General features: G+C 36.3%; 24 protein-coding genes and 2 pseudogenes. 9 read left to right on the top strand and 17 right to left on the bottom strand.

Going from position 1 to position 25,894, the window contains the following annotated elements; translation table 11 throughout:
- The first annotated feature begins 124 nt into the window (after positions 1-124).
- Complete coding sequence (locus tag MLD65_RS07755) at positions 125-1,981, top strand: bifunctional homocysteine S-methyltransferase/methylenetetrahydrofolate reductase (protein WP_243291303.1); 1,857 nt, start codon at positions 125-127, stop codon at positions 1,979-1,981.
- Positions 1,974-5,399: a methionine synthase gene (gene metH / locus MLD65_RS07750; protein ID WP_243291302.1), complete on the top strand. Its 3,426-nt coding sequence runs from the start codon at positions 1,974-1,976 to the stop codon at positions 5,397-5,399. Before MLD65_RS07755 ends, metH begins: the two co-directional genes overlap by 8 nt.
- A gap of 303 nt (positions 5,400-5,702) precedes the next feature.
- Here metH and cls read toward each other — a convergent pair whose 3' ends face one another.
- The 3 genes from cls to plsY all read right to left on the bottom strand — a co-directional run bounded on the left by cls (position 5,703) and on the right by plsY (position 9,564).
- Positions 5,703-7,154, bottom strand: coding sequence for a cardiolipin synthase (gene cls, locus MLD65_RS07745; RefSeq protein ID WP_243291301.1), 1,452 nt, complete (start codon positions 7,152-7,154; stop codon positions 5,703-5,705).
- A 242-nt stretch (positions 7,155-7,396) separates the two neighbouring features.
- Positions 7,397-8,995 (bottom strand): aminotransferase class V-fold PLP-dependent enzyme, encoded by a 1,599-nt coding sequence (locus tag MLD65_RS07740; protein ID WP_243291300.1) that lies wholly within the window; start codon positions 8,993-8,995, stop codon positions 7,397-7,399.
- Positions 8,992-9,564 (bottom strand): glycerol-3-phosphate 1-O-acyltransferase PlsY, encoded by a 573-nt coding sequence (plsY, locus tag MLD65_RS07735; protein ID WP_243291299.1) that lies wholly within the window; start codon positions 9,562-9,564, stop codon positions 8,992-8,994. Before plsY ends, MLD65_RS07740 begins: the two co-directional genes overlap by 4 nt.
- Before the next feature lie 128 nt (positions 9,565-9,692).
- Between plsY and MLD65_RS07730 the strand changes: the two genes are divergently transcribed.
- Positions 9,693-10,562: an SDR family oxidoreductase gene (locus tag MLD65_RS07730; RefSeq protein WP_243291298.1), complete on the top strand. Its 870-nt coding sequence runs from the start codon at positions 9,693-9,695 to the stop codon at positions 10,560-10,562.
- Between the two features lie 246 nt (positions 10,563-10,808).
- On the opposite strand, the gene MLD65_RS07725 is transcribed toward MLD65_RS07730, so the two are convergent.
- The gene (locus MLD65_RS07725; protein ID WP_243291297.1) at positions 10,809-12,248 is read right to left on the bottom strand and encodes an alpha-amylase family glycosyl hydrolase; all 1,440 of its coding nucleotides are present in this window, start codon (positions 12,246-12,248) and stop codon (positions 10,809-10,811) included.
- Positions 12,249-12,384: 136 nt separating this feature from the next.
- On the opposite strand from MLD65_RS07725, the gene MLD65_RS07720 reads away from it, so the two are divergent.
- Positions 12,385-14,154, top strand: coding sequence for an alpha-glycosidase (locus MLD65_RS07720; protein ID WP_243291296.1), 1,770 nt, complete (start codon positions 12,385-12,387; stop codon positions 14,152-14,154).
- A 124-nt stretch (positions 14,155-14,278) separates the two neighbouring features.
- On the opposite strand, the gene MLD65_RS07715 is transcribed toward MLD65_RS07720, so the two are convergent.
- On the bottom strand, positions 14,279-14,647 hold the full coding sequence (locus MLD65_RS07715) for a hypothetical protein (protein ID WP_243291295.1): 369 nt from the start codon (positions 14,645-14,647) through the stop codon (positions 14,279-14,281).
- Positions 14,648-14,926: 279 nt separating this feature from the next.
- Between MLD65_RS07715 and MLD65_RS07710 the strand changes: the two genes are divergently transcribed.
- The gene (locus tag MLD65_RS07710; RefSeq protein WP_243291294.1) at positions 14,927-15,178 is read left to right on the top strand and encodes an AbrB/MazE/SpoVT family DNA-binding domain-containing protein; all 252 of its coding nucleotides are present in this window, start codon (positions 14,927-14,929) and stop codon (positions 15,176-15,178) included.
- Positions 15,175-15,576, top strand: coding sequence for a type II toxin-antitoxin system death-on-curing family toxin (locus MLD65_RS07705; protein ID WP_243291293.1), 402 nt, complete (start codon positions 15,175-15,177; stop codon positions 15,574-15,576). The genes MLD65_RS07710 and MLD65_RS07705 overlap by 4 nt, the downstream gene beginning before the upstream one ends.
- Before the next feature lie 784 nt (positions 15,577-16,360).
- Here MLD65_RS07705 and MLD65_RS07700 read toward each other — a convergent pair.
- From MLD65_RS07700 to MLD65_RS07685, 4 genes are all read right to left on the bottom strand, one after another.
- Positions 16,361-16,822 carry a hypothetical protein gene (locus MLD65_RS07700; protein ID WP_243291292.1) on the bottom strand — a complete coding sequence of 154 codons (462 nt, stop codon included), beginning with the start codon at positions 16,820-16,822 and terminating at the stop codon, positions 16,361-16,363.
- Complete coding sequence (locus tag MLD65_RS07695; protein ID WP_243291291.1) at positions 16,776-17,096, bottom strand: hypothetical protein; 321 nt, start codon at positions 17,094-17,096, stop codon at positions 16,776-16,778. The genes MLD65_RS07700 and MLD65_RS07695 overlap by 47 nt, the downstream gene beginning before the upstream one ends.
- Before the next feature lie 89 nt (positions 17,097-17,185).
- On the bottom strand, positions 17,186-17,407 hold the full coding sequence (locus MLD65_RS07690) for a hypothetical protein (protein WP_243291290.1): 222 nt from the start codon (positions 17,405-17,407) through the stop codon (positions 17,186-17,188).
- A gap of 438 nt (positions 17,408-17,845) precedes the next feature.
- Entirely contained in the window at positions 17,846-18,118 is a 273-nt protein-coding gene (locus tag MLD65_RS07685; RefSeq protein WP_243291405.1) for a transposase, read from the bottom strand.
- Between the two features lie 46 nt (positions 18,119-18,164).
- Here MLD65_RS07685 and MLD65_RS07680 point away from each other — a divergent pair.
- A pseudogene (locus MLD65_RS07680) lies at positions 18,165-19,154 on the top strand (IS630 family transposase).
- A gap of 206 nt (positions 19,155-19,360) precedes the next feature.
- On the opposite strand, the gene MLD65_RS07675 reads toward MLD65_RS07680, so the two are convergent.
- Entirely contained in the window at positions 19,361-20,308 is a 948-nt protein-coding gene (locus MLD65_RS07675) for a hypothetical protein (protein ID WP_243291289.1), read from the bottom strand.
- Between the two features lie 84 nt (positions 20,309-20,392).
- Here MLD65_RS07675 and MLD65_RS07670 point away from each other — a divergent pair, with 84 nt between their 5' ends.
- Positions 20,393-20,761, top strand: coding sequence for a hypothetical protein (locus MLD65_RS07670; RefSeq protein ID WP_243291288.1), 369 nt, complete (start codon positions 20,393-20,395; stop codon positions 20,759-20,761).
- A 201-nt stretch (positions 20,762-20,962) separates the two neighbouring features.
- Here the strand turns inward: MLD65_RS07670 and MLD65_RS07665 are convergent, their stop codons facing one another.
- The 7 genes from MLD65_RS07665 to MLD65_RS07635 are packed head-to-tail and all read right to left on the bottom strand — an operon-like array spanning position 20,963 to position 25,363.
- Entirely contained in the window at positions 20,963-21,388 is a 426-nt protein-coding gene (locus MLD65_RS07665) for a hypothetical protein (RefSeq protein ID WP_243291287.1), read from the bottom strand.
- 13 nt (positions 21,389-21,401) lie between these two features.
- Positions 21,402-21,842 carry a DUF5085 family protein gene (locus tag MLD65_RS07660; RefSeq protein WP_243291286.1) on the bottom strand — a complete coding sequence of 147 codons (441 nt, stop codon included), beginning with the start codon at positions 21,840-21,842 and terminating at the stop codon, positions 21,402-21,404.
- Position 21,843: 1 nt separating this feature from the next.
- Positions 21,844-22,293: a DUF5085 domain-containing protein gene (locus MLD65_RS07655; RefSeq protein WP_243291285.1), complete on the bottom strand. Its 450-nt coding sequence runs from the start codon at positions 22,291-22,293 to the stop codon at positions 21,844-21,846.
- Positions 22,290-23,198: a hypothetical protein gene (locus tag MLD65_RS07650; RefSeq protein WP_243291284.1), complete on the bottom strand. Its 909-nt coding sequence runs from the start codon at positions 23,196-23,198 to the stop codon at positions 22,290-22,292. The genes MLD65_RS07655 and MLD65_RS07650 overlap by 4 nt, the downstream gene beginning before the upstream one ends.
- Positions 23,161-24,681 carry an LXG domain-containing protein gene (locus tag MLD65_RS07645; RefSeq protein WP_243291283.1) on the bottom strand — a complete coding sequence of 507 codons (1,521 nt, stop codon included), beginning with the start codon at positions 24,679-24,681 and terminating at the stop codon, positions 23,161-23,163. Before MLD65_RS07645 ends, MLD65_RS07650 begins: the two co-directional genes overlap by 38 nt.
- Positions 24,678-24,962 (bottom strand): YwqI/YxiC family protein, encoded by a 285-nt coding sequence (locus MLD65_RS07640; RefSeq protein WP_243291282.1) that lies wholly within the window; start codon positions 24,960-24,962, stop codon positions 24,678-24,680. The genes MLD65_RS07645 and MLD65_RS07640 overlap by 4 nt, the downstream gene beginning before the upstream one ends.
- 14 nt (positions 24,963-24,976) lie before the next feature.
- Entirely contained in the window at positions 24,977-25,363 is a 387-nt protein-coding gene (locus tag MLD65_RS07635) for a YwqH-like family protein (RefSeq protein ID WP_243291281.1), read from the bottom strand.
- 236 nt (positions 25,364-25,599) lie between these two features.
- On the opposite strand from MLD65_RS07635, the pseudogene MLD65_RS07630 reads away from it, so the two are divergent.
- A pseudogene (locus MLD65_RS07630) lies at positions 25,600-25,894 on the top strand (NAD(P)/FAD-dependent oxidoreductase); the annotation flags it as partial.

Genomic DNA, 25,894 nt, shown 5'->3' with positions numbered 1-25,894 from the left:
ATGTGCATGTTCAAAATGGGAAAGAAACGAAAAAAAACAACCGTCCGATTCCTTTTTAAACTGCGCTTCTGAGCATTCCTCTCCCTTCCTCTTCCATGATTATGAAAAATGGAGGTTTCGAAAAATGGGGTTATTAGAAGATTTACAACATCAAATATTAATAGGGGATGGCGCTTCAGGCACACTGTTGTATTCATACGGCGTCGATCGATGTTTTGAAGAGATGAACATCTCAAACCCAGAGGAAATCGAACGTATTCACACAGCCTATATACAAGCAGGCGCCCACGTTATTCAAACAAACACGTATGGAGCAAATTATATTAAGCTATCAAGATACGGCTTAGAAGACGAGTTGAAAGAGATGAATGTTCAAGCCGTACAAATAGCGAAAAAAGCGGCAAAACGTTCAAATCGTACTCCTTATGTCATTGGCACAATTGGCGGAATCCGTTCGATTCGAAAGAATGCTTTTTCGATAGAAGAAATAAAACGTAACTTTCGTGAACAATTGTACGTTCTTCTTTCAGAAGATTTAGACGGATTGATTTTTGAAACGTATTATGACCTTGAAGAAATAAAAGCTGTATTAACGATTGCGCGAACCGAAACGAATCTCCCTATTATTACTAATGTGTCTCTTCATGAACCTAGTGTATTACAAGATGGAACACCTTTACATGATGCACTTAAACAGCTAGAGGATCTTGGGGCAAATGTCGTTGGCATTAACTGCCGATTAGGGCCGCATCATATGCTTCAGTCATTAGAACAAGTCCCGCTACTAAAACATGCCTTTTTAGCTGTTTATCCGAATGGTAGCTTGCCGAGCTATGAAAATGGGCGACTCGTTTATGATTCTGACGAACAATATTTCTATGAATCTGCCTTGAAGTTTCGAAAGCAAGGGGCTAGGCTCCTCGGTGGTTGCTGCGGGACGACACCAGCTCATATTCAAGCAATGGCTGAAGCGGTGAAAAACTTAGAACCGATTACAAAGAAAGATGTCAAAATTGTTCATGTGAAAGAACCGAGTCATGGTCCAATCCGTCCTGATAACCCTCCTCTTCAAGAAATCGTAAAGAAAAGACGTTCAATTATTGTCGAGCTCGATCCACCGAAAACTTTAGGTGTCGATAAATTTTTAAAAGGAGCAAAAGCTTTACAAGAAGTCGGCATAGATGCCATTACCCTTGCTGATAATTCTCTTGCAACACCACGCATTAGCAATGTTGCCTGTGCATCGCTTATTCAACAAAAGCTAAACTTGCGTCCGCTTATTCATTTAACGTGTCGGGATCGGAATTTAATCGGCTTACAATCCCATTTAATGGGACTTCATTCACTCGGTTTTCATGACATTTTAGCGATTACGGGCGATCCATCCAAAATCGGTGACTTCCCTGGTGCAACGTCCGTATACGATTTATCTTCGCTAGATTTAATTAGTTTAATAAAGCAGTTTAATGAAGGGTTATCGTATTCCGGAAAACAACTTGGGGAAAAGACGCATTTTTCAGTCGCAGCTGCGTTCAATCCAAATGTTCGCCATATTGATCGAGCAGTTACCCGTTTAGAGAAAAAAATAAAATGTGGCGCCGATTATTTCATCACACAGCCTCTTTATTCAATCGAACAAATTGAATCGATTTATGAGGCGACAAAGCATTTAAAAACTCCGATTTATTTAGGCATTATGCCGCTTACTAGCAGTCGAAATGCTGAATTTATTCATCATGAAGTTCCCGGAATCAAGCTGTCAGATGATATTCGTAGGCGCATGGCGAACTGTGATTTAGATAAAGCACAAGCAAAACGAGAAGGAATCGCTATCGCTAAATCGTTAATTGATGCGGCCTTTGATTTATTTAACGGCATTTATCTCATTACACCTTTTTTACATTACGATATGACAGTCGAACTAACAAACTATATTCACGACAAAGAAAAGAAACGAGAAAGGAAGATTTCCCATGTGTAAACTAAAACAACAATTACAGAAAAAGATTCTCGTCATGGATGGAGCCATGGGAACGATGATTCAAGATGCGAAGCTTTCTGCTGATGATTTTGGCGGTGAAGAGTATGAAGGGTGTAACGAATATTTAACGATCACTCGCCCAGATGTCATCTTAGGCATTCATGAAGCGTATTTACAAGCAAATGCCGACATTATTGAAACGAATACGTTTGGTTCTACACGCATTGTTTTGGATGAATACAACCTCGGTCACCTCGCCTTTGAATTAAATGAAAAAGCAGCCCGGATTGCGAAAACAGCCGCTAAAAAGTTTTCAACAAATGATTGGCCCCGGTTTGTTGCAGGAGCTATGGGACCAACGACAAAGACGTTATCCGTAACAGGCGGAATCTCTTTTGAGGAGCTTATTGATTGCTATGAAGAACAAGCATGTGGGCTTCTCGTTGGTGGCGTTGATTTGCTCTTGCTTGAAACAAGCCAAGACATGTTAAATGTAAAAGCGGGATATTTAGGAATCTTAAAAGCGTTTGAAAAGACTGATAAACATGTTCCCATCATGCTTTCAGGAACAATTGAACCGATGGGGACAACATTAGCCGGTCAAGATATTGAAGCTTTCTACATTTCTTGTGAGCATATGAATCCACTTTCAGTCGGATTAAACTGTGCGACTGGCCCTGAATTTATGACAGATCATATTCGAACATTATCGGAACTTGCAAAAACAGCTGTCAGTTGTTATCCTAACGCAGGTCTTCCTGATGAAGAAGGACATTATCATGAATCGCCACAATCACTTGCATTAAAAATGAAAGAATTTGCAGAAAAAGGCTGGCTTAATATTGTTGGAGGGTGTTGTGGGACGACACCAGCACATATTCAGGCGATTTCAGAGGCTGTCCAACACATGAAACCAAGAACGATTACAAGAAAAGAATCTATACACAAAGTATCAGGAATCGAACCACTCATCTACGATGACTCGATGCGACCACTTTTCGTTGGGGAGCGAACAAATGTGATTGGGTCAAGAAAATTTAAACGGCTCATTGCCGAAGGAAAATTCGAAGAAGCAGCTGAAATCGCTCGCGCTCAAGTAAAGAACGGTGCACACGTTATCGATATATGCTTAGCAGACCCTGATCGTGATGAAGTTCAAGATCTAGAAGCTTTTATTCAAGAAGTCGTCAAGAAAGTAAAAGCACCGCTCGTTATTGATTCAACTGACGTTGAAGTGATTGAACGGGCTTTAACTTACTCTCAAGGGAAAGCGATTATTAACTCCATCAATTTGGAAGATGGGTTAGAGCGCTTTGAAGAGGTCATTCCTCTTATGAAAAAATATGGCGCTGCAGTTGTCGTCGGGACGATTGATGAAAAAGGAATGGCGGTGACGAAAGAACGGAAACTTGAAATTGCGAAAAGATCCTTTGATCTATTAGTTCATGAGCATGGGATCAATCCAACCGATATTATTATTGATCCACTCGTCTTCCCTGTCGGTACCGGTGATGAACAATATATCGGTTCTGCGGAAGAAACAGTAGAAGGCATTCGCTTAATTAAAGAAGCTCTCCCAGAATGCTTAACCATTCTTGGGGTTAGCAACGTTTCGTTCGGTCTTCCACCAGTTGGCCGTGAAATTTTAAATGCCGTTTACTTATACCATTGTACGCAAGCAGGGCTAGACTATGCAATTGTCAATACAGAAAAGCTTGAACGCTATGCCTCCATTCCAGAAGAAGAAGTGCGCCTTGCCGAAAAGCTTCTGTTTGAAACGAATGACGAAACATTAGCTGCGTTTACGAATTTTTATCGCGGAAAGAAAAAAGAAGAAAAAAAGCTAATGACAAACTTAACGTTAGAAGAACGGCTTGCTCAATATGTCGTGGAAGGAACAAAACAAGGATTAACGGAAGACCTTGAAAAAGCGCTTCAAAAATATGAAAACCCACTTGATATTATTAATGGACCGTTAATGGACGGCATGGCAACAGTTGGAAAATTATTTAACGAAAACCAGTTGATCGTTGCTGAAGTTCTTCAAAGTGCTGAAGTCATGAAAGCTGCCGTTGCTTTTTTAGAACCTTATATGGAGAAAAAAGACGATAGTGGAAAAGGAAAAGTACTCCTTGCAACCGTTAAAGGGGATGTCCATGACATCGGCAAAAACTTAGTCGACATTATTTTATCAAATAACGGTTATCAAGTTGTCGACTTAGGAATAAAAGTCGCCCCACAAGAGCTCATTAAAGCAATACAAGAAGAAAAACCAGATATTGTCGGGCTATCCGGTCTTTTAGTTAAATCAGCACAGCAAATGGTTTTAACAGCTCAAGACTTAACATCCGCAAACATTTCAATTCCGATTTTAGTCGGGGGTGCAGCCCTTTCTCGAAAGTTTACGGATTATAAAATCGCCCCTGAATATAACGGGCCTGTTCTTTATGCGAAGGATGCGATGAACGGTTTAGATATAGCGAATCAACTTCGAAAAGATCCTGCTCAATTTTCTGAGAAAAAAGGAAAGCCAGATCATGACCCATACGCCGCTGCTAAAAGTAGACAAGCAACAGCAGTGTTGGAAAAAGTAAAAACAACGGTACGAAAAGCAAAAGTTTATGTGCCAGTAGACGTGAAGCCACATATTTTACAAAACATCGATGTTTCACATATCCTTCCATATGTCAATTGGCAAATGCTACTCGGTCATCATCTCGGATTAAAAGGGAATGTTCAAAAATTATTGAAAGAAAAAGACGATAAAGCATTATCATTAAAAGCCGAGATCGATGAGCTGATAAAAATGGGGACGAAAGAAAAGTGGTTTTGTCCATCCGCCATATATCAATTTTTCCCAGCCTATCGAGAAGGAAATAACGTACACATTTTGCGTGATCGAAAAAGCGATGAAGTGATTGAGACATTTTCGTTCCCTAGACAACAAAAGCAAGCACATTTATGTATTTCAGATTTTGTTGGAGAACGTACTGATGACGTAAAACACGACTATATCGCCCTATTTGCGGTTACCGCAGGCGCAAATATTCGCAAAGTAGGAAAACAATTTAAAGAAGACGGACAATTTTTCCGAAGCCATGCGGTTCAAGCATTAGCGCTTGAACTTGCCGAAGGTCTTGCCGAACGAACACACCAATTAATTCGCGACCGCTGGGGATTTCCCGACCATCCTGATTTCACGATGCGCGATCGCTTTGCTGCTAAATATCAAGGTCAGCGCTATTCCTTTGGTTATCCTGCTTGCCCAGACCTTGAAGATCAAGCGAAGCTGTTTCATCTTTTAAAACCTGAAAAAATCGGTATCGAATTAACAGACGGTTTCATGATGGAACCAGAAGCTTCCGTTTCTGCTTTTGTCGTCTCCCATCCGGACGCCCGATATTTTAACGTTTTATAGGAGATGACCAAAAAGGCATGAAAAAGAGTGAAAAACAGAAAAATAATTAAAAACGGACAGCATATCGGCTGTCCGTTTCCTATTTTGACTTCGTGTGATAAGGTTTAGACACGTAATTGCACCAGTTGAGTGATTTTTTGCACCACTTTTAGCACTAATTGCACGAATCTCCAATGATTTGCACGACTGACCGTTTAATTGCATCAGAAATTCAATAATTGCACGACTTTTCCCTTTATTACACGTCGAACTCCCTTTTTGCACCACTTCAACATGAACAGCAATTGATTATATATAAACTAGTTAAAGTATTGGCGATAACAATCGCGAAATAGATTCCTTAAATTTTATCACCTTCGATCGGCTTCGATACATTTCTTTCGTCAGTTCTCTCGATTTCTTTAAATCTTCTTCAAAAATTGTATGTAACTCCCCAGCGACGTTTTTATCAAAGATAAAAGCATTCACTTCAAAATTCAATTTAAAGCTGCGAACATCAAAATTAGCTGTACCGACCGAAGCAATTTTCCCATCGACTACAATGGTTTTCGCATGAATAAATCCATGATCATAAATGAAGCTTTTCACACCGATTTCCAACAATTCACCGATATACGAATAAGACGCCCAATAAACAAACATATGATCCGGTTTATTCGGAATCATAATACGAACGTCTAATCCAGAAAGCGCAGCCGTTTTTAATGCGTGCATCAAGCTTTCATCAGGAATAAAATAAGGGGATTGAATGTAAATACTTTTTTTAGCTGAAAAAATCATTTTTATGATACCATTTTTAATTTGTTCCCATTCTTCATCCGGTCCACTTGAAACAATTTGAATGGCCGCATTACCCGCTGTTTCTTTTGCTGGAAAGTATCTCTTTTCATAGTCCAACTTTGCGGGAGAAGCATTGTTCCAATCAAGAAAAAATCGAGACTGGAGTGAATCCGTGGCACTCCCATGTAATTTTAAATGCGTATCCCGCCAATTCCCAAACTTCTCCTTTAACCCGAGGTATTCATCCCCAATATTAAAACCACCAATATAACCATATTTCCCATCAATGACAACAATCTTCCGATGATTGCGGTAATTAATACGGATGTTCAAAAAAGGTAGAAATTTAGAAGGAAAGAATGAAGCCACTTCTCCCCCTGCTTCTTTTAATTCGTTAAAAAACTTTTTTGGTGTTCGTGAAGAGCCCATATCATCAAATAAAACTCTTACTTGAACACCTTCTTTTGCTTTCTCTGTTAAAGCTCGAAAAATTTTTTTACCAATCTTACCGTTTTTGATAATAAAATATTGAATATGTATGTGGTCTTTCGCATTTTTAATACTTTGGAGAAGGTCTTCAAACTTTTCATTTCCATCTGTAAAAATCTTCACTTCATTGTCTTGTGTGTACAAGCCATATCCATTGATTAAGTTCATATAAATCGTAGATTGGTATTCAGCCATTGACGGATCTTGATAAACAAGCGAGTTTTCCTCAATGGATCTTCTTTGTGACTCCATCCGCTCGCGAAAATGGTTTGTAAGTTCTGAGGTAAATTTAAAAATTTTCCGTTTGCTTAAATTTTGACCAAAAATGACATACAGGATAAATCCTACTACAGGGAGGAAAAATAAAATGAGCAGCCACGCCCAAGTTGCAGCTACATTACGGCGTTCTAAAAAGATAATCGCACCAGCCAAGAGAATATTTAATATAAAGAAAAAGGAAAACAAGTATATCGTAATGTTCTCCATATACGTATCCCTCCTATCTCTCCTCCAAAATAAGTAAACACCTCCTTATTATATCATTAACAAGGTGTACTTAATCTAGATAATATTTCATTTCATGCATTAAAAGTGTGCAAACTCGAAAATTGATAAGATGTTGACAATAGCACTACTCATTATACCAATCGTAAAAACCATCTCCATTTGAAAAACCGAACCCCTTAAGCAATGGAAGTTCGGCTTTATGGCAAGGTCATTTATTCTGTTTAACACATTTGTTTTAATGGCTCCCTTTCATACTCCAATAAGTCTCGTAACACATTTACCGCCTGAACGTAATTTTCAATTCGATCTTCACTTATACAAGATAGTTGAATCCAATTGCGATCGATTAAATACTGACTTTCATAATGGACTAAATATCCATTAATATACAAGTCATCGCCAAGGTCTTTTGAAGGTATATGCCTTGGTACGGGGATTGTTACGATCGTCGGTGATGAGTTTGATACCTTTGTTAAAATTGGTATTTTATGCTCTGTTAATGATGTTCTCAATTTTTCATATCTTATCTTTATTTTTTCGTAACGATCATGCTGATCATATTGCTTAAGCGCCTCCAAAAAAGCGTTTATTAGATTGGAGGAATGCGAATACGGAATACTATTAGAGCTTTCGTAGTTGCCAAGATCCAAATACAGTGGTAACGTTTTCACTTCCTTCAGCTTCTTTTGGTGGAATACGAAAGAGAGGCCAGTATAACTACCAATCCCCTTCCCACTAACACCTGAGGCAAATAATACATGTGATAAATTGAGCGGGACAACGCCAATGGAGCTAATGCAATCAACACATAATGCTGTATCGTATTTTTGGGAAAGCAGTTTTAAAGCTTCAAGATCATTTAAAACACCTGTTGCTGTTTCACAATGGACAAACCAAATCCATTGATAGTGTTTCGTTTTTAATCGCTGTTCGACTTTTGTAAGATCGAACGGGTGCCCCCATTCTACTCTATGACAATCAAAGGTCATTTGGAAACGTGTCGCGTGTTGAATTAGTCTTTCTCCAAATTCACCATTTGATAGAATGAGACCCATTCCTTCGAGTAACGAAAGTTGAGCAGCTATGACGTCGTTGGCTAACGTTCCCGAACCAAGCATGATTTGCACATCATTCGCTCTCGTCATTTCCTTTAACCGCTCTCTCACCTCATTCATCATAGATGAAAATGGTTTTGAACGATGGGAAATCGGTGATTGAATGAACGTTTCTTGAACTTGTTTTTCAATTTTAACTGGCCCCGGTAAAAACTGAACTCCCTCAGGTAATATCCTTCCAGCAAGGGATTGATAAAACGTCTCTTCTGTTAAATACATTGGCTGATAGTACGCCCCTTCTTTCCCTGTTAAATGGGCAAACGGTTTAAACCCCATTTGCTCATACAATTTTAATTGCCGAGTTGTTCCCGAAATAACGGCAGCATCATAGCCTTTCTTTAAACAATAACGAATTAATGCCCTTGCTAAACCAAGGAACACTCGTCCGTTTCGATGACCTTTCTCGACTGCTAATAGTCGAATTTCACAAGGTGATGTAGCATTTACAGGCAAATGATTTTCTAGTATACCGAGCTTTCGATCAAGGGAAAAAGGGCGATTACTCCTAACCGAAATCATACCAATAACTTGCTGCTTTTTCACAGCAATGATGTATGTATTTTCTTTATGAAATTGATCTATTAAAATTTGATCATCATTTGGTTCATGTTGCGGAATTTCACACGCAAATGTTTTATAATTTAATCGATGAATTTGTTGCATTTCTTCCTCAGTTCTCGCCAATTTAAATAAATATCCCATCATCCGTCACCTCGTGTTTTCAATTTTTCTGCAATGTTGTTTCGATGTGCCAATAATATAATAATTGTGATAACACACATCACCATGACAGCACCTCGTTCTACTTGAAACATCAATAAGAGAAACGGAGCTATGCATATAGCAAGTAAGCCAGCTATTGTCATACTTCTTATCAAGAAAAAAACAACTAAGAAGAAGCCTGTAAAAACAAGAAACATGATAGGTGAATAAACGAGAAATCCTCCGATAAAAGTTGATACCCCCTTTCCCCCACGAAAATTCAGAAAAACAGGAAACAAATGGCCTAAAATTGCAGAAAGTAACGTAACAAGCTGCCAAAAATCTGATACATCTAAGTATTGAGCCCATAACACTACGATACTTCCCTTAGCTGCATCACCTAAGAAAGTATAGACAAATGCTTTTTTCCCTATAAGCCTGCCCACATTTCTCGCACCAACATTGCCACTTCCCTCATTCTGAATATCGATATGCCCAAAACGTGTTGCCGTCAAATATCCAAACATAATAGAACCAATAAAGTAGGAGGTAATCACTAAAACAACTATCATGATACTCCCTTTCCATTCTCTTTTTCTATCATTTTACCACCTTCCCTTTTTTTGTTAAATAATGACGATATTGACATACAAAATCTGCCTTAATCCCATACTAATGAAAAAAGAAAAGGAGTATTTTCATGACTAACCAACAAAACACGTCACAAACGTTACCCCCTCAACATCAAGATGTTCAACCTGGAATCGAAATGAACATGACGCCAAAACCGGTGTACCATGATGCAAAATACGTCGGTAGTGGCAAATTGAAAGAAAAAGTTGCCATCATTACAGGTGGTGACAGTGGAATTGGCCGAGCAGTTGCTGTTCGCTTTGCTCAAGAAGGTGCCGATATCGTTATAAGCTTTTTCAATGAACAGCCAGATGCAAATGAAACGAAACAAGTCGTTGAATCATACGGAAGGAAATGCCTTTTATTAGCTGGAGATATTGCCGATGATTCCGTTTGCAAACATATAATTAAACAAACGATTGAGCATTTTGGCAGACTTGATATCCTAGTGAATAACGCTGCGGAACAGCATCCACAAAAGGACATTGAGCATATTTCAAAAGAACAACTCATCCGCACATTTGAAACAAATTTGTTCTCCTATTTTTATTTAACAAAAGCTGCCTTACCTTATTTAAAAAGAGGAAGCGCCATTATTAACACATCATCTGTTACAGCCTATGAAGGAAACGAGCAACTCATCGATTACTCAGCAACGAAAGGAGCGGTCACGACATTTACCCGCTCTCTTGCAAAGTCGTTAGTTGGAAAAGGAATACGTGTAAACGGTGTTGCGCCAGGACCAATATGGACACCGCTTATCCCCTCTACATTTAGCAGTGAAAAAGTAAGTACGTTCGGATCTAATACACCGATGAAACGTCCCGGTCAGCCGATTGAACTAGCTCCTTCCTATCTCTTTTTAGCTTGTGAAGACTCTTCCTATATGACGGGACAAATGCTGCACGTAAACGGAGGGACAAGTGTGAGTAGCTAATTATATGAATTGAGTGTCGCTTTAGTGAAAAAATACAGTAGTGATACGGTTATAAGTCAACATAGTTTCGTTAAAATTCTAACTTAACAGAATATCAGGTTAATTTTATAAGGATTTTAACCCAACGTTATTTTCAACTCAAAGGGGCTGTCTAAAAAGTTCATATTAGGGTAAATTAAAACCCCAAGAATGCTGGAAAATCAACATTCTTGGGGTCTTCTTTTTTTAGATTTCGGGACGTAAATACTACTTTTCGGACAGTCCATTCTTTCTTTTCCCTTTTTTATATGCTAATCGTAAAAATAACACAAATAACAGCGGAATTAGCACAAAAATGCTTACAAAAAAATAATTGATTCCTTTTTGATCATCAACGATAAAAATCTCAACCGTTTCTCCGTCTACTACAAACGAATAGCCCTTTTCATTACTCCGAACGACACCGCCGACCATTAAGCCGTGTAGCTCTTGTCCCTCTTGAACGGCATCATGATTAAGCTGGATCATTTTCGACGTTGACGTATTGTTTATCGCCACAATGATTTCTTCATCTTGGTCACTACGCTTGTAAACGACAACACCGTTCTGTTCATAAAGAAGTTCGTAGTTTCCTTTTTGTAATGCTGGGTACATCTTTCTTATATTAGCTAAATCCGAAATATAATTAATAAGCTCGGTACTCGTTCTAAAGTTCATGACATTATGATTTTCGTTTCCTACCCCACCATCGAGTGCGACTTCTGTTCCGTAAAAAACAAATGGAATCGCAGGTGATGTATACATATGGGCAAGTGCCAACATAGTTCGCGTTACCGGAATTTGATTTTGTTCAACTGCTTTCCTTGTGAAACGAACAGTGCTTTCATCATCGATGAAGCTAACAAATGATTGATTCGGATTTCTCCACAATTCGTCCAAGTCTTGTAGGGGAGTCTCTACCTTTGAAAATGACTTTTGTGCGTGTTTCATATATTGATCATTCATAAATGCATCGAAAGGGACCTTTTCATACTTTTTCATATCTTCTTCATTTACATCTGCTATGAGGTAGAAGTCTTCATTTTCCCGTTTAACTTCCTCAACAAATTGTTCCCAAAATGAAGGAGATGCTTGCTCAACATGTAACAACCGGTAGCCATCAACATCTGTTTTTTTCATCCACCATTTCGCTGTTTCGATCATATACTTTCTCGCATCTTCATGATCCATATTTAACATCGTTTCATTTGCAATAAACCAGTCTTTTTTCTCTCCATCTCGCAGCCATTTATGATTTGGTCCAACTTGAAAATGAAAGTCCATGATTACTTTCATTTCTTTTTGATGCGCTTTCAAAATTAATGATTTGAAATCCTTTAACGTTCCAAAATGTTCTTCTACTTTTTGAAAATCCTCTACTGATAATCCGTCATATCCGTCGCCTTCGTTTTTAAAAACTGGAGATAATGAGACAACGGTAAAGCCCATATTTTGTAAAAAACTGAGCTTGTCCTCTACACCTTTAAAGTCTCCACCTTGATATTTGCTTAAATCTCCGATATGTTTTTCTCCATCATTACTTAAATCCTTATTGTTAAAGCGGTCTATCATTAAATGGTAAATCACTTCATCTTGTATAGCTCCATTTACTGTCGTCGTATATAACAGTAAAAATGGGAGGAGCCATACGATAATCTTTCTTTTCAATTTATTTTCCCCCTAAATATACAGTAAGTCGATTTTAAGATTACCTTTTTTCTCCTACACCGTCAATATTATCGACATTTTGGACAAAATGGAATATGTATAAATCAAAGGGCTAAAACAAAAGGAGAGGTATTCTATGCTCTTGGAAGCCGTTTATCACCGGGCTTATCCACCATTTGTATACATGTACGATAAAGATTGCCTTCACATTCACTTACGTACGAAAAAACAAGATATCCAATCCGTTAAATGTTATTATGGTGATCCGTTTTTATGGGAAAACGGTCAATGGAAGTATTCCACAATCGATATGTACAAATCAGGATGTGACGATCTATTTGATTATTGGCTCGTATCCGTTAAGACGAAGATGAACCGGCTTCGCTACGGGTTTCAACTGTACGATGGCAAACAGTTTCTTTTTTATACAGAACAAGGATTTTTCAAAGAACAGCCAACGGATATTGGTCCATATTTTTGCTTCCCATATTTACATGAAGCTGATACGTTCAAAGCTCCAGATTGGGTGAAGGACACCGTTTGGTATCAAATCTTTCCGGAGCGCTTTCATAATGGCAGTACGAAAAATGACCCAAAACAAATCGAAAAGTGGGGACAAACACCTAAACAGGATAGCTACTTTGGCGGGGACGTAAAAGGGATTATTGACCGCATTGATTACTTAAAAGAGCTCGGAATTACTGGTATTTATTTAACGCCAATTTTTCAAGCAAAATCGAATCATAAATATGACACAATCGATTATTTTCAAATTGATCCTCAATTTGGAGACAAAAATGAATTCAAACAACTTGTAAACGTATGCCATGAACATGGGATAAAAGTGATGTTAGATGCCGTTTTTAATCATTGTGGCTTTGAATTCCCGCCTTTTCAAGATGTGTTGCAAAAAGGCGAACAGTCACCGTATAAAGACTGGTTTTTTATTCGTGAATTTCCTGTTCAAACAGAACCACACCCCAATTACGAAACGTTTGCATTTGAAAAGCGGATGCCCAAATTCAACACGTCTAATCCAGAAGTGAAAGAATACTTATTGAAAGTCGCAACGTATTGGATAGAACAATACGATATCGATGGTTGGCGACTAGATGTCGCAAACGAAATTGACCATACGTTTTGGCGAGAGTTCCGAAAAAAAGTAAAGGAAATAAAGAAAGACATGTTTATCGTTGGTGAAGTTTGGCATGATGCGATTCGCTGGCTATTAGGCGACCAATTTGATTCCGTCATGAACTACCCGCTCACAGATGCAATGCGTCAATATTTTTTAACAAATGAAATGAAAACAAAACAATTTATTTCGACAATCGAACGAAATCGTCACACATACCAAATGAACATAAATGAAGTGTTATTTAACATTGCGGGCAGTCATGATACAGAACGAATTGCGACAGCGGCTCAAGAACATACAGAAAAGTTAAAGCTGTTATTTGCCTTTTTGTTCTCCTATCCAGGTACACCTTGTCTATATTATGGAGATGAGATTGGTCTTACAGGCGGACAAGATCCAGATTGTCGCAAATGCATGCCATGGGATCTTAATCATCATGAGCATGAGCTATTTTTGTTTGTAAAAAAATTAATTCAGCTTAGAAAACAACATGCCTTAATGGGAAATAAAGGAACGCTCACATTCCACCCTGTTCCAGAAGAAAAGGAAGTCGTATTATTTACAAAAACAGATGAGAAAAACCAGTTCATTTTCATCTTAAATAACAGTGACCAAGAACAATCCGTTACACTACCATTCTCATTACGAAATACGACATTACAAGATGTATGGACAGAAGATGATTTTGCCGCAAATGCAGAAACGCTAAACATAACGATCCCGCCCTATTCCTTTCAATTTTTACTCGAAAAAGGGAAAATTGATTGAACGTTTTCGTCTGTCTTGTCCAAACGAATATACACCTTTGCTGTGCTCAGTACAGATCAAAGAGACGCTCTCCTTGTTTAGGAAAGCGTCCTTATCGGATGAAAAAAAATTAACATTCCTATTTTTAGTGTGGTGTTGAATGATTTAGAAGATAAAAAACCATAAATAAACTAAAACCTGTTAATAGGATAAGAATTATAAAAACTACCTTTCGCCATGAACGTCCTATGAAATAAATATTGACTAAAAAATAATAAATGAATGCACTTCCAGATATGAATAGGAAGAACTCTTTAAGTTCCGTAAAACCCATTTTCTTATCTTCATTTATATACCATTCCATTTTTTCATTCAAAGAAATGGGAATCGTGACAGTTGTTAAGGCTAATCCAACAAAGATGAAAATCCCTATTACATTTAATACTTTTCTCAAACTTACTTCTTTATTGGTAACAATTTCAACATGTTGAGACGTTTGAAGATTTGTTTCCAAAATAACACCTCACTTTATTAGCTTTTAATCGTAATACGAATGATTTGAGTGAATGTTTCGTAAATTCTATATTCTTTGTTAATTAATACTACTCCAGAATTGCATACATGAATCAATGGACATTATTTATGACTAATATGTATCACCGTTTTACTTCTTGTTAAACAATCGCGCCCATTTTGCTGAAGATAATAAAATATCGTAGAGACCTAAACCATTGAGAATAATGAACATTTTGTTATAATCGTTATAACAGTTATAACGAAGGGTGTGAAATTTATGGAACAAATTGAAAGAAAAATCACAAAAATAGGGAATAGTGTCGGAATCACACTACCTCTTGAATTATTAAAACAAGTAGGACTATCTCAAGGAGATGACGTACAAGTTGAAGTAAAAGATGGAAAAATCATTTTAAGAAAGAAAGAGCAACTCCATCTTCCAGATGGAGTGGATGCTGAATTTATGGAGCTTCTTAACGATGTGATAAAGGAGCACGACAAAGCATTTAAAGGGTTAGTAGATAGATGAATGACGAAATCATTTATTTGACAACCAATCAAGTGATAGCGATCAATACTGTGCAGATTCGTTTATATTCACCAAAAGAACCAACAGGAGTAAAAAACCCAGGTTTACTTGATTCTACGATTAACCGACCTAAGCAATCCTTATTTGGTCATGACGCTTATCCATCTATATATGAAAAAGCAGCAGCACTATTTGAATCAATAGCTAAAGATCATACTTTCCACAATGCAAACAAAAGAACAGCTCTTGCCTCACTCATTGTGTTTTTGAAAATAAATCATTACAGATGGACAATGGGAATAGAGGAAGAACAAGACTTTACAGTCGATGTTGTAAACCATAAATACACTTTTCAAGAAATTGTCTCAACGATTAAAGAACATACAGAAAAGTTATAAAACAAAAAAGAACCCTTTCTTCTTAGAAAAAAGAGCTCCATTGCTCAGAATTATTAAGGAAATTGAGCTTTTACTTATATAAAGCGCCCAATTGAGGAAGATGTTTAAAAGATAATCACTAAAATGAAAGAGTTCATCAAATTCTTGTTTCAGCTTGTCAGAGATTCAATAAAACTACTGTAAACACAATAAGAGAAATAAATATAGGTTCAATTTTTATTAGGTTTCTGAACACCAACATGGAGAATTAAACCTATTGCACTACAAATGTTAAAAACCACAGCAATTATTATTAAAAACCAATGTAATAACTGTGTAGCTTTGCTTATCGTTAAGGAACTATTTCCGACTATTAACATTGATAATAGTAAAGGTAAGTTCTTTACCGTAAAATACACCCCCATATTTATCCAAAAATCATTATATTAATATCATACTCTACTTTCAACACAACATTTTTTATGAGAACAGCCTTTCATCTAGCTGCTCCGTTACTTCACCCTTGCACCGTTAACTCTTCTAAACTTTCACCTAGAAATCCAATTTTCTTTAAAGGATGAGCTTCATAATTTGTCACTATAATGGAATAATCCCCCTGAAGTTCAAGGATAAAAAGAATAGTTATAAACTTTCTAGTCAACATGAAAACGGAGCTGTGTAAAAAGTCCATTTTTGCGTAAAACACGCCAAAATTAAGACATCAAGAATGCTGTAAAATCAACATTCTTGATGTCTACTTTTTTAGAATTCGGGGCGTACACTTTTCGGGCAGCCCCGCTTTATGCTATTTATACAAATGTTTTCGCCCCGTCATTTTTTGGGCAATCACTCCAAGTAGTAGTAAACTTATACCAAGTAGGAGCCAATTATACATTGTTGTTGCTGTATTTGGTAAATTTTCATGTTTATTAAATGTTGAAGACTTATCATTAGATACGTTTTCAATCGGTTTGTTTGTTTCATTTTCAAACGGACTATTTCCGTTTTGATCATGATTATCGACATTATCATGACCAGATTGATCCCCGTTGTTATTTGAATGTTTATCATCCGTTTCGTTTTCTGACCCGCCCGAATCCCCATTATCTGGACGATCGGGATTTTCAAGTTCAGGAGGGTGCACAACACCTTCCTTTGTTAGAAAGGACCAAACGTCCGATCGCTGCTTACCGCCAAATTGATCTTCAGCGCGGAAACCTTCATGATCGACGAGTTTGACGGTTGCATTTAGATACAACCAAATCAAAAAGTTGCTTCATTATCTCAAAGTCCACATGACTGGCCTTCTTTGAAAACGTTGAATAGTCTGCCTGTGCGAGTCCATACGTAGGGGCGACATCCGCCCCATGCCGAAAGCTTTTCCACTCATTAGCTGAAGCTGTTACCAAATACTCGATTAACGTTTGAACATCAAACTTTCGAGCAGTATCCTTGTAACCAACAGCTTTCACAATCATTTTTAATTCATCTTCAGAAATAATCTTTTGCAGTAAATTCGGGAGCGTGGTATTCTTTTTCATAGGGGACACCTCTTCCTTGGTTTGTTGGTTGGTACTTACATTCTACAGGAAAGGTGTCCTTTTTTGTTGTTTTTTCTGGATTTTATTGGTTAATCAACACTCGTGACCTTAAATGCTAAGTTGATGATAATACCACAAAAGAAAAAAGTAGTGGCTAAACCGTAATTTTTGTCGTGTCTGTAGGCACTTAATAAATCAAGTAATATAACAATACCAAATAATATAAATCTAACCCATAAATCAGTAAATAAAAATACTACTCCAATATTTATAGATATTAAACAGATTAATGTAACACTATATTTCCCCATAAAAACCTCCAAAACAACAAATATATGGTTCATCACCGTAACTTGGGGGTGACATAAAAACCATCACTTAACATCTATTTTTGAATTCATAATTGCAAAAAAATGAGGAAATTGAAACGGGTACATATTTTTATAGAATTTATCACCCCCGACTTTTGGTGATGAGTCAAATATATACACATAAAGAAATATTTTATAATGTAAATTATTCATAATACACCCATTTTTGTCAATATCTTTTTCTACTTTATTAGACATTAGTATTACAAAATGCTTTTGTCACGATGTAAAATTAACAAGATTCTTCGCCATTTTCTGTGTCACTCGCACATTTCAGCCTTTTCATAGGCTAGTCATTCTCCTTCTTCACCTAACTACTAGCCAGATGATAGAACGAGAGAGTCAAGCGTTTTTGTCTTGACGCTTACGCGACATCATCTACAATGTGAACAGGTGAAGAAGTGGTACTTTGACTTTTAGAACATTCTGTTTGACTCGTATCCGAAAATTTTCCATGTTACGGAATCCATAAGAAATCCGTTTCCGATTCTTAATTTTATGATTGGTTCCTTCCGTTTTCACATTTTTATAAGGTAACTCAAAGTAGGTTAAAATATGCGTTTTCCACGTTTCAAGAGCCTTACAAAGTTCGTGAAAAGATGGAAATAGACTACGTTTCGCTTCTGATTTTGAAGGACTTTTATGCTTCACACGTCGAATCAAGATTTATCACGGATGGGCGGTGAGATATCATGAAATCCTATTTATAAGAATTGAAAAAATTGAAAGAAAACTTAAGTTGGTAAAAGATCGGCGCATGTATGAACGGTATCAAACGATTCGTTTGCATCTGATGGGGAATTCCATCAAGCAAATCGCTGACATTCTCGGCAGAACGGACAAAACCATTAGCACGTATATCCGTTCCTATCAAGAACAAGGAATAGATGGTCTTGTCATGAAGTTCTCAACAAGCCCTCCTCGACTAACTACGGAACAACAGGAACAATTGAAACAAACCATCATCGGTTCTCTTCCTCATGAGTTGGGATTCCCTGCTAAGTTTAATTGAACGCTGGAAATCATTGCATCCTATATCGAACGTGAATTTGGAACCTCTTATTCCCTCCGTGGTGTATCGAAAATGATGCATCGATTAGGATGACTGAGTTACACCAAACCGACATACACCCTGGCTGCAGCTGACAAAGAAAAACAAAAAGAATTTGTCGAAACCTCCTTCCCGGAGGTAAAAAAATGCGAAAATGGCGAAATTGATCATATTTTGTTTGAAGATGAAAGCATGATCCGTGATTACCAGGCGCTGCAGTACACATGGTTTGAAAAAGGAAAGCAAAGAATCATAAAGACGACCGGCAAGCATCGTGGCGTAAAATTGTTGGCTACTGTTGATTACGTGACTGGTGAAATCGTATGGCAGGAAGAAGAGCAATACACGGCGGAAGAATTCCTTTCCTTTCTTAAAAAAGTAACGAAGGCATATCCGACTGGAAACATTATGACGATTTTGGACAAAGCGCGGATCCACCATGCAATATTACTACAACCCTTCCTAAAGGAGATGGAAAGCAGGCTGAAATCTGACGTCATCAACAATGTTTTCTATCATACGACAGCTGAGATTCGGAAGAAGGCCCATGCCTTTATGGAGAATTTAAATCCCATTAATTTCATTGACTGCCTCTGTGTAAGAATGGAATCAAATGTCATTCTGAAAATTGTTTAGTTCAACTTATATAGGCATGCATATTCTTTACAAATCTAGTTACCATAACATCAAACTGGACAAGCTAACTATAAGATTATTTCAACACTCTTTAATTTTAAAATATTCCAACTAAAGAAAAAAAAAGAGTAGGATTCCCCACTCTCAATCTAAGAAATAGCTTTTCTCTTAATTTATTTATAAGTTAGTGTATGACATACTTGTTCTTATTTACATACACTTAATGCTGCAACTCCACTTATTTCAGCAGCTAAACCTGTAAATGCTGAACCACCAATTTTTAGTTTTTCTTCCCAAGTTGCTGCTCCAGCAAGAAGTTTTGCAGTTTCTCTAATTCCACCTAATTCTTTAACATATTTCTTTACTTTAATTATTTTTGCAGCAGCGAATAGATTTGATCCAATAAACCAAGATATTGCAGCACTACACTTTCCTATCTTAACCCAGTCTGGGTCAGCCACAATTGGAAAAACATTATCTTCATTAAATTCCACTACTTGAATTAATGTTTTACCTTCAACTTTATAATATGTAGGTATATCACTACCATCTGCATCCTTTGCCCATGCAGGGCTAAATAAACTAGTAATTATGTTTTCTGAATTCACTATAAATACTTCTTTTGTATCAAATTCTTCTCCAAGATAATCAGCTGCAGTTATAAGTTTACTTCCTTCTGGTACATCAATTTCAAACTTATATTCTTTAGGTGCAGTAGCATTTTTAATTTTTATTAGGCTTTTAACTCCTTCACTTGTGGGTTGAACAGCTAAAGCTAAAGATGAATCTGAATTGTCATACACAATTGTCCCATTATCAGTTTTGATAGCTTTTGCATCTGTATGTTCAGATGGTAAACTTATTCCTAATGATTCGCTAGGATTTTCAGTGTCAGTTATTACAATTGGTTTTTCCAATTTATTTGGTACTTTTACTGTGCTTAACTCATTATCTACTATTGTGTTATATGTACTATTAGAGTTCTTAGATTGAATTATCTCTTCTGTTCCTGTAATACTTTCTATGTCTTTAGCTGTTTGAATAGATTCATTTTCAGCTAGTTCCATAGCCTTAACATTAGCAACCTCTGGAAGTGTCAAAGAGATAGCTAAAGTGAAAATTAATAATGAAAAGGTTATTTTTGATTTTTTCATGTAAATATCCCCTAATTTGGTATAATATAATTCTACTTGAACCATTGTTAATGTTCAACCTTATTTTGTAATTGGAGGTTTATAATGTATTTTTCTTTAATAGTTAATGTACTTTTAGCCCTTTGTGTCTTAATTGCTGGAATAATAGTTTTTAAAAGAGAAATTATTTCAAATGAAGATTCAATTCATCTTAAAGAAGTGGATATAAAAACAACAAGAAAATATATTTTTGATGATCACGGCTTAATAGCAATGTTGACAGTAGCTGTTATTTGCCAATTCATTTTTCAAAGAAAAGATTTCAATTTTGATCTCATCTACCAAGCCTTATTAATTAGTACTGGAATACAAGCAATATTTTTTCTATTAAAAGAAAAAAGCCTTAAATCAATGCTTTATTATAAAATTGCTTGTATTGTAATTTTTAGTTTTTTATTAAGTTATTTTAGTTAAATGAAAAATAGTCTATGAATACTCTATACAAAACTAGTTAACATAATCCAATATTAGGAGGTCTTTGTTAACTTAAGTTTAATTATTTGTAAAACATTGTTAATATTGTCGTACTATTTAACATATAAGGGGCTGTCCAATACGACCTTGGATGCCCCTTTTACATGTTTAAGAATACCGACATATCAATATTTTTGTATTTCAATTTTTGTGTATTTCTGACCCATTAATTTCACTCACTAAATTAGGCAAGTTCTTTTTGTGCCAATTTGCACCAAATAATACTTTGTTTATTTTAAATCCCGTTACACCATTTGGCGTTTCAATTAAAAGCTTAAAATGAGTAATTTTCGGTTTCATTTCTACTTTAAGAATTTGATCCCTTGGAATAAAGGCATGCTCATCCTTCCTTATCTTTCCGGTGATATTGTCAATCGGCATGATAACAAGACCTTTATTTGAATAACTTAAGATATTATACTTTGTTGAAAGAACCGATGCCGCTCCAAATAGAACATAATCCAATGTCGAAGGCATCACGATACCACATACGATTTTATTTTCTCCAGAGTAATCTAGTAAATCTCTTTCTTTTAAATACGATAGAATGTCATTCTCCTTTATCAAACAATAACCCCCCCTACGTAGATACGCCCACTTTTATCGAAACATATTGGAATGTTTCGTCACCAGATATGACATGAAAGAAAGGTGTAACCTGATTTACATTACTTTGTTCAATCGCGTTTAACAACATACTATAAGCGATTTCAGTATCCTTTTCAAAATGGTTGTATAAATAAATGGAGTACATATTTTCAATAGCATAATAGCTATGAAAATACATATCTTTTTTCATTTCAATGACATCTTCATTAATCGGCATAAAGAATTCCACATTTACTATTTCATCCATTGGTACGTTGTTCATTGAATAAAATAAGGGACCTTTGATTGTTACCTCGTGTTGAACGACCTCGTTAAGAAACTGTTTCATAATCTCATCGATATCTTTATAATGGAAACGGTATTTTTTTGATACTACATTGGTATATCGGATAGAGTCTTTTGGATTGATCATCCTACCCCTCCTTTACAATTGGAGCGTAAATATCGATGATACCATCCCCGTATACATCTAGATAAATATTATAGAAAGGTTCTTCTAACTCAAACTTATATGCTTTGGCACTAGCGCGAAGCAATTCGTAAGAGTCTTCAATGTCATCATCTAAATCTGCATGCCTAAGCGTTAAACCGTCATCAAATTTCCATATTTCATCAAAACTGTATTGATCGTTTTCATCCATTTGCAGGGGCATATTAATTGGCAAGTAGAACGAATAATCGGCTTCATTTGCCGACTTGTCAAAATTCGTAACCTTATACATAACTGGGCCTGTACTGTACAATCCATTTTTGATAATGGCATTTCTAAAGTCTCTTGCTGTTATGTACCACTCATCTGTTTTACATCTAGCTGTTGTACTAATTACATTATGAAAAACAATCGGACACCGTTTGATCTTCATCTTTTCCTTCCTCCTGCTTTCTTTCGCTTTGTTTTCTTCGTACTTCTTTTCACTTGTTGCGGTTGTTTACTTTTCCATTTAGTCCATTTTGCAACTTTCTTTTCGCTAGGAACCCGCTTTGGCATTGGTATTTGAAATGATTCAAATCTGAATTTACAATAAGTGAGCAGGAAGAACTCTGGCCATGCGAACGCTATCGTGTATTGGAGGGCAATGCAAAGGAAAAGAAAGAAATACAAACCAACTACTATTCCAAATGTACTTGCCGAATCTGATAACCCCCTTGCAACGGCTCCTCCAATCATAGTAGTCCCAAATATAATAGGTAAACTCACATAACCTTTTGATTGTTTAAAATTATATAACCCTTTACCACCTTTACGAAATTCTCCTTTTTGGACTTCTTTGATTCCCCTGATTGTTGAAATAACTAAATAAGCTATTCCACCAAAGGCTAGTATAAAAGCGGTATTTGTCAAGTAACTAGGGGCTTGTTTATCTTCACAAATTAGAAAATAGAATGGATAAATCTCAAAAGAAAATTTTAGTGAAATAATACTTAACAATACACTCTGTAATTTTTGATATTTATAGTAGTTTTTTTCAAAACTAAAAAAAAGAGCTATAATAAAATGAAAAATCAAAAAAACTGTATAAATATTTATAATTGACGGCCAAATCGGGTTATTAATATAAATACTATACTCTGATCCAAAATTAACAACTGCCGTCATTATCCCACTTATTATAAAAGTAGCCCAAAAAAAGACAGGAATTGCATCAGGACTTAACCTATCCAATGCCACCATCCTTATTTGATAAAAATCTTCTTCTTCACATCGCTTTAGCATAAAAACCTCCCTATGTCTACCAAAATATTTTGTCGAGTTTTTTTCCAACACCATCAATACAGTCCCCTATTGTATGTACCGCCCTACTAGCTGCTTCATTTGCAATGCTTTTAGTATGATCTACAATACTTTGTGGAGGTTCCCCAAATTTCCAGTTAACAGCGGCATAAACCCCAGCACCTGCAACAGCACCTACAACAGTACCCGCTGGAGGTAAAAATGCTGATCCCGCAGCTGCACCTGCACCCATAGCAGCTGCACCTGCACCAATATCAACCGTAGTATCCACCACAAATTTTCCATATTTTTTTCCATCGGTATAATCCCATTCCCCCGTCTCTTTATTATGAAAGTTACTAACGGCATTGTCATATATATCAAACCCTAAACCTAATATCCCCGCACCTTTCCCTAATTTCGTCAACTTTGAAGCTTCCTTCCATCCTGTAAAGCTATCCCATACTTTCATTTCACCTTTAAAGGTATTCCATCCAACTTTTACTTTTGATTGACTTAGTCGATTAATATACTCTCTCAAATCGTCAAATTGACTATTGGTGAATTTATTACTATTGCTTTTGAATAATTTTTTTGCGGTCTTACTGTAAAGTGGAACTTCACCATTTACCAATTTAGTAACTAAATCACGACTCCACTTCCACTTACCTCCTAAATTTCCCATAAGTAACTTGCGATATTTTTCAAAGTCACGTAGATTGTTTACTTCCCCACCTTTAATTTTAATATAGACCTTCCCTTCCTTCTTAAACATTTTAAAACTTAAGTCACCCAGTTTTAAGAGTTTACCAGAATTCATAATAGCTGCTGCAAAGCTTACTGTTGTGTTTCGTAATAGCGTGACTAGGCCTAGTTCATTGATCATTGACTGTACCGTGTCCGTATTAAGACTTTCTCCTGACTCGCGAATTTCTTCTTCACTTAGGAATATGCCGTCTTTCGTCCAGCCGTTTATTTTTCCTGTAAGCTGCTGGATTTTAAGTAATTCATCCGAAGAAGATTTTAGCTTAGATGTGCTATTTTCATCCAATTGACTTAAACCTTTTATGGTGGTTTGAATATGCTGTTCAGCACTACTTATATTTGCATCAAATTCTGTTTTATTAATTGGAATAGCAGCCACTAAATCATTTACAGTATTCAAATGATTATTGACAGTTTTTACAACATCATGAGTCAGTTGCTCTACCTTAGAAATCCCATTGTTAACATCCTGTTCAATAAAATCTTCACGTACAAATCCATCTTTCGTTTCATAGTTTCCCACGATTTCTTTTATCTCTTGAAGCTCCTGAATATAATGATTGATAAATTTATCAAATAACAGAAGAACCGGGAGATGGAGAACCGTAAAATGCTCTCGAATCGCATTTCCCCCTTCACCTTTTAAAGCATCCTCTAAATCAATTACTTTTTTCATCGTTTCACGAATTGAGTGAATTTGCTCTCTCTCTACTTCCTTTTTTTGAATTAATAGATCAATGCCATTATACACTTCGGATACTTTTAAAACTTTCATCGCACCGTCTCCTTTTGAATAGTACGAGCTACATTTTGCTCCACTTCAATAAACGATTCAATATTAGACCATGCCTCATGCTCTGATTTTTGTAAAATGGTTTTATAATTTTGGATTGTTTTATAGTATTGTTCTTCAATGCTTTCTATTTTTTTGATGAAGTCGAGTTTAGACTCTATAAAGTCAGCATTAGGGCTCGTTGTATCTAGCTCATTGATTTTTGCCTTTAAGTCCTGAAAAACGGGTTCAACATCACTTTTTATAACTTTAATTTCCGGCATAGCTTACTCCTTTTCTATTGATTCTTTAATCGGGTAATCTCTCTTTCTTTCACACTGATCGAATCCATAAGATACGTATTTTCTTTTTCCAATTCATTTATTTTTTGTTCAATCATACCTAAAATCTCTTCAATTTGTTGATTTATAATGTTGTTACTACTCAGTGCAATACTATCTCGAATGTTCAAATGCTCAGAAGCGTGCTTCCCAGCCCAAGAAGTAGATGATAACTCTGGTTCAAAAATGTTTTTACGATGGTTTATTAATTCTTCTTGCTCATTTTCTATATTCTTCTTTGCTTTTCGTAATCGTTGTAATTTTATTTTATTCTCTTGTACCCTTGCCGAAAGTCCCGCAATATCCTGCTTTAAAGCCGCTATGGCTAAATCTACTTCAGCCATTCTATCACCTCCTCTATCATTTTACGTTATAAATTAAGAGAAAGTTTCTTTGATTGGAAACATCTTGTTTTTGACAATCCAAATACCATTTTACATAAGATTTATAAAAATATAAATTATTGATTAAAAATTAGGAATTTTACACCATCTTTATAAGACCTGTCTTTTAACACTTACATTCCTATGTGGAAATTCATATATTTAATAGAGTATTGGGAAGAAAACAGGAACTTTCGTTGATTATTCACTTCCACTCTACTTGTACGTATGAAGAATTATTGCATGAACATTCTCATGTCATTATGACAACAGGAGATGGTGCATACACTGAAAAATTACAGCCCTATGAAAAGAATACGACAGCCTGTTTAACAGGAGCGACTGTTGAAGGAAATTTCGATCAATATACCGTGATGGTTTGGCTCGATCATCGCTTCGCACCAAAAGGATATGGATATTTACTTCCATTCTCGGATAAAGAAGCGAATATTGTCGTTGCTTATCCCGATAATATTGTAAGAGCAAATGCCG

This window comes from Bacillus sp. FJAT-47783, assembly GCF_022808615.1.
Classification (GTDB): Bacteria; Bacillota; Bacilli; order Bacillales; family Aeribacillaceae; genus Bacillus_BZ.
This window is presented reverse-complemented; position numbering and strand designations above follow the sequence as displayed.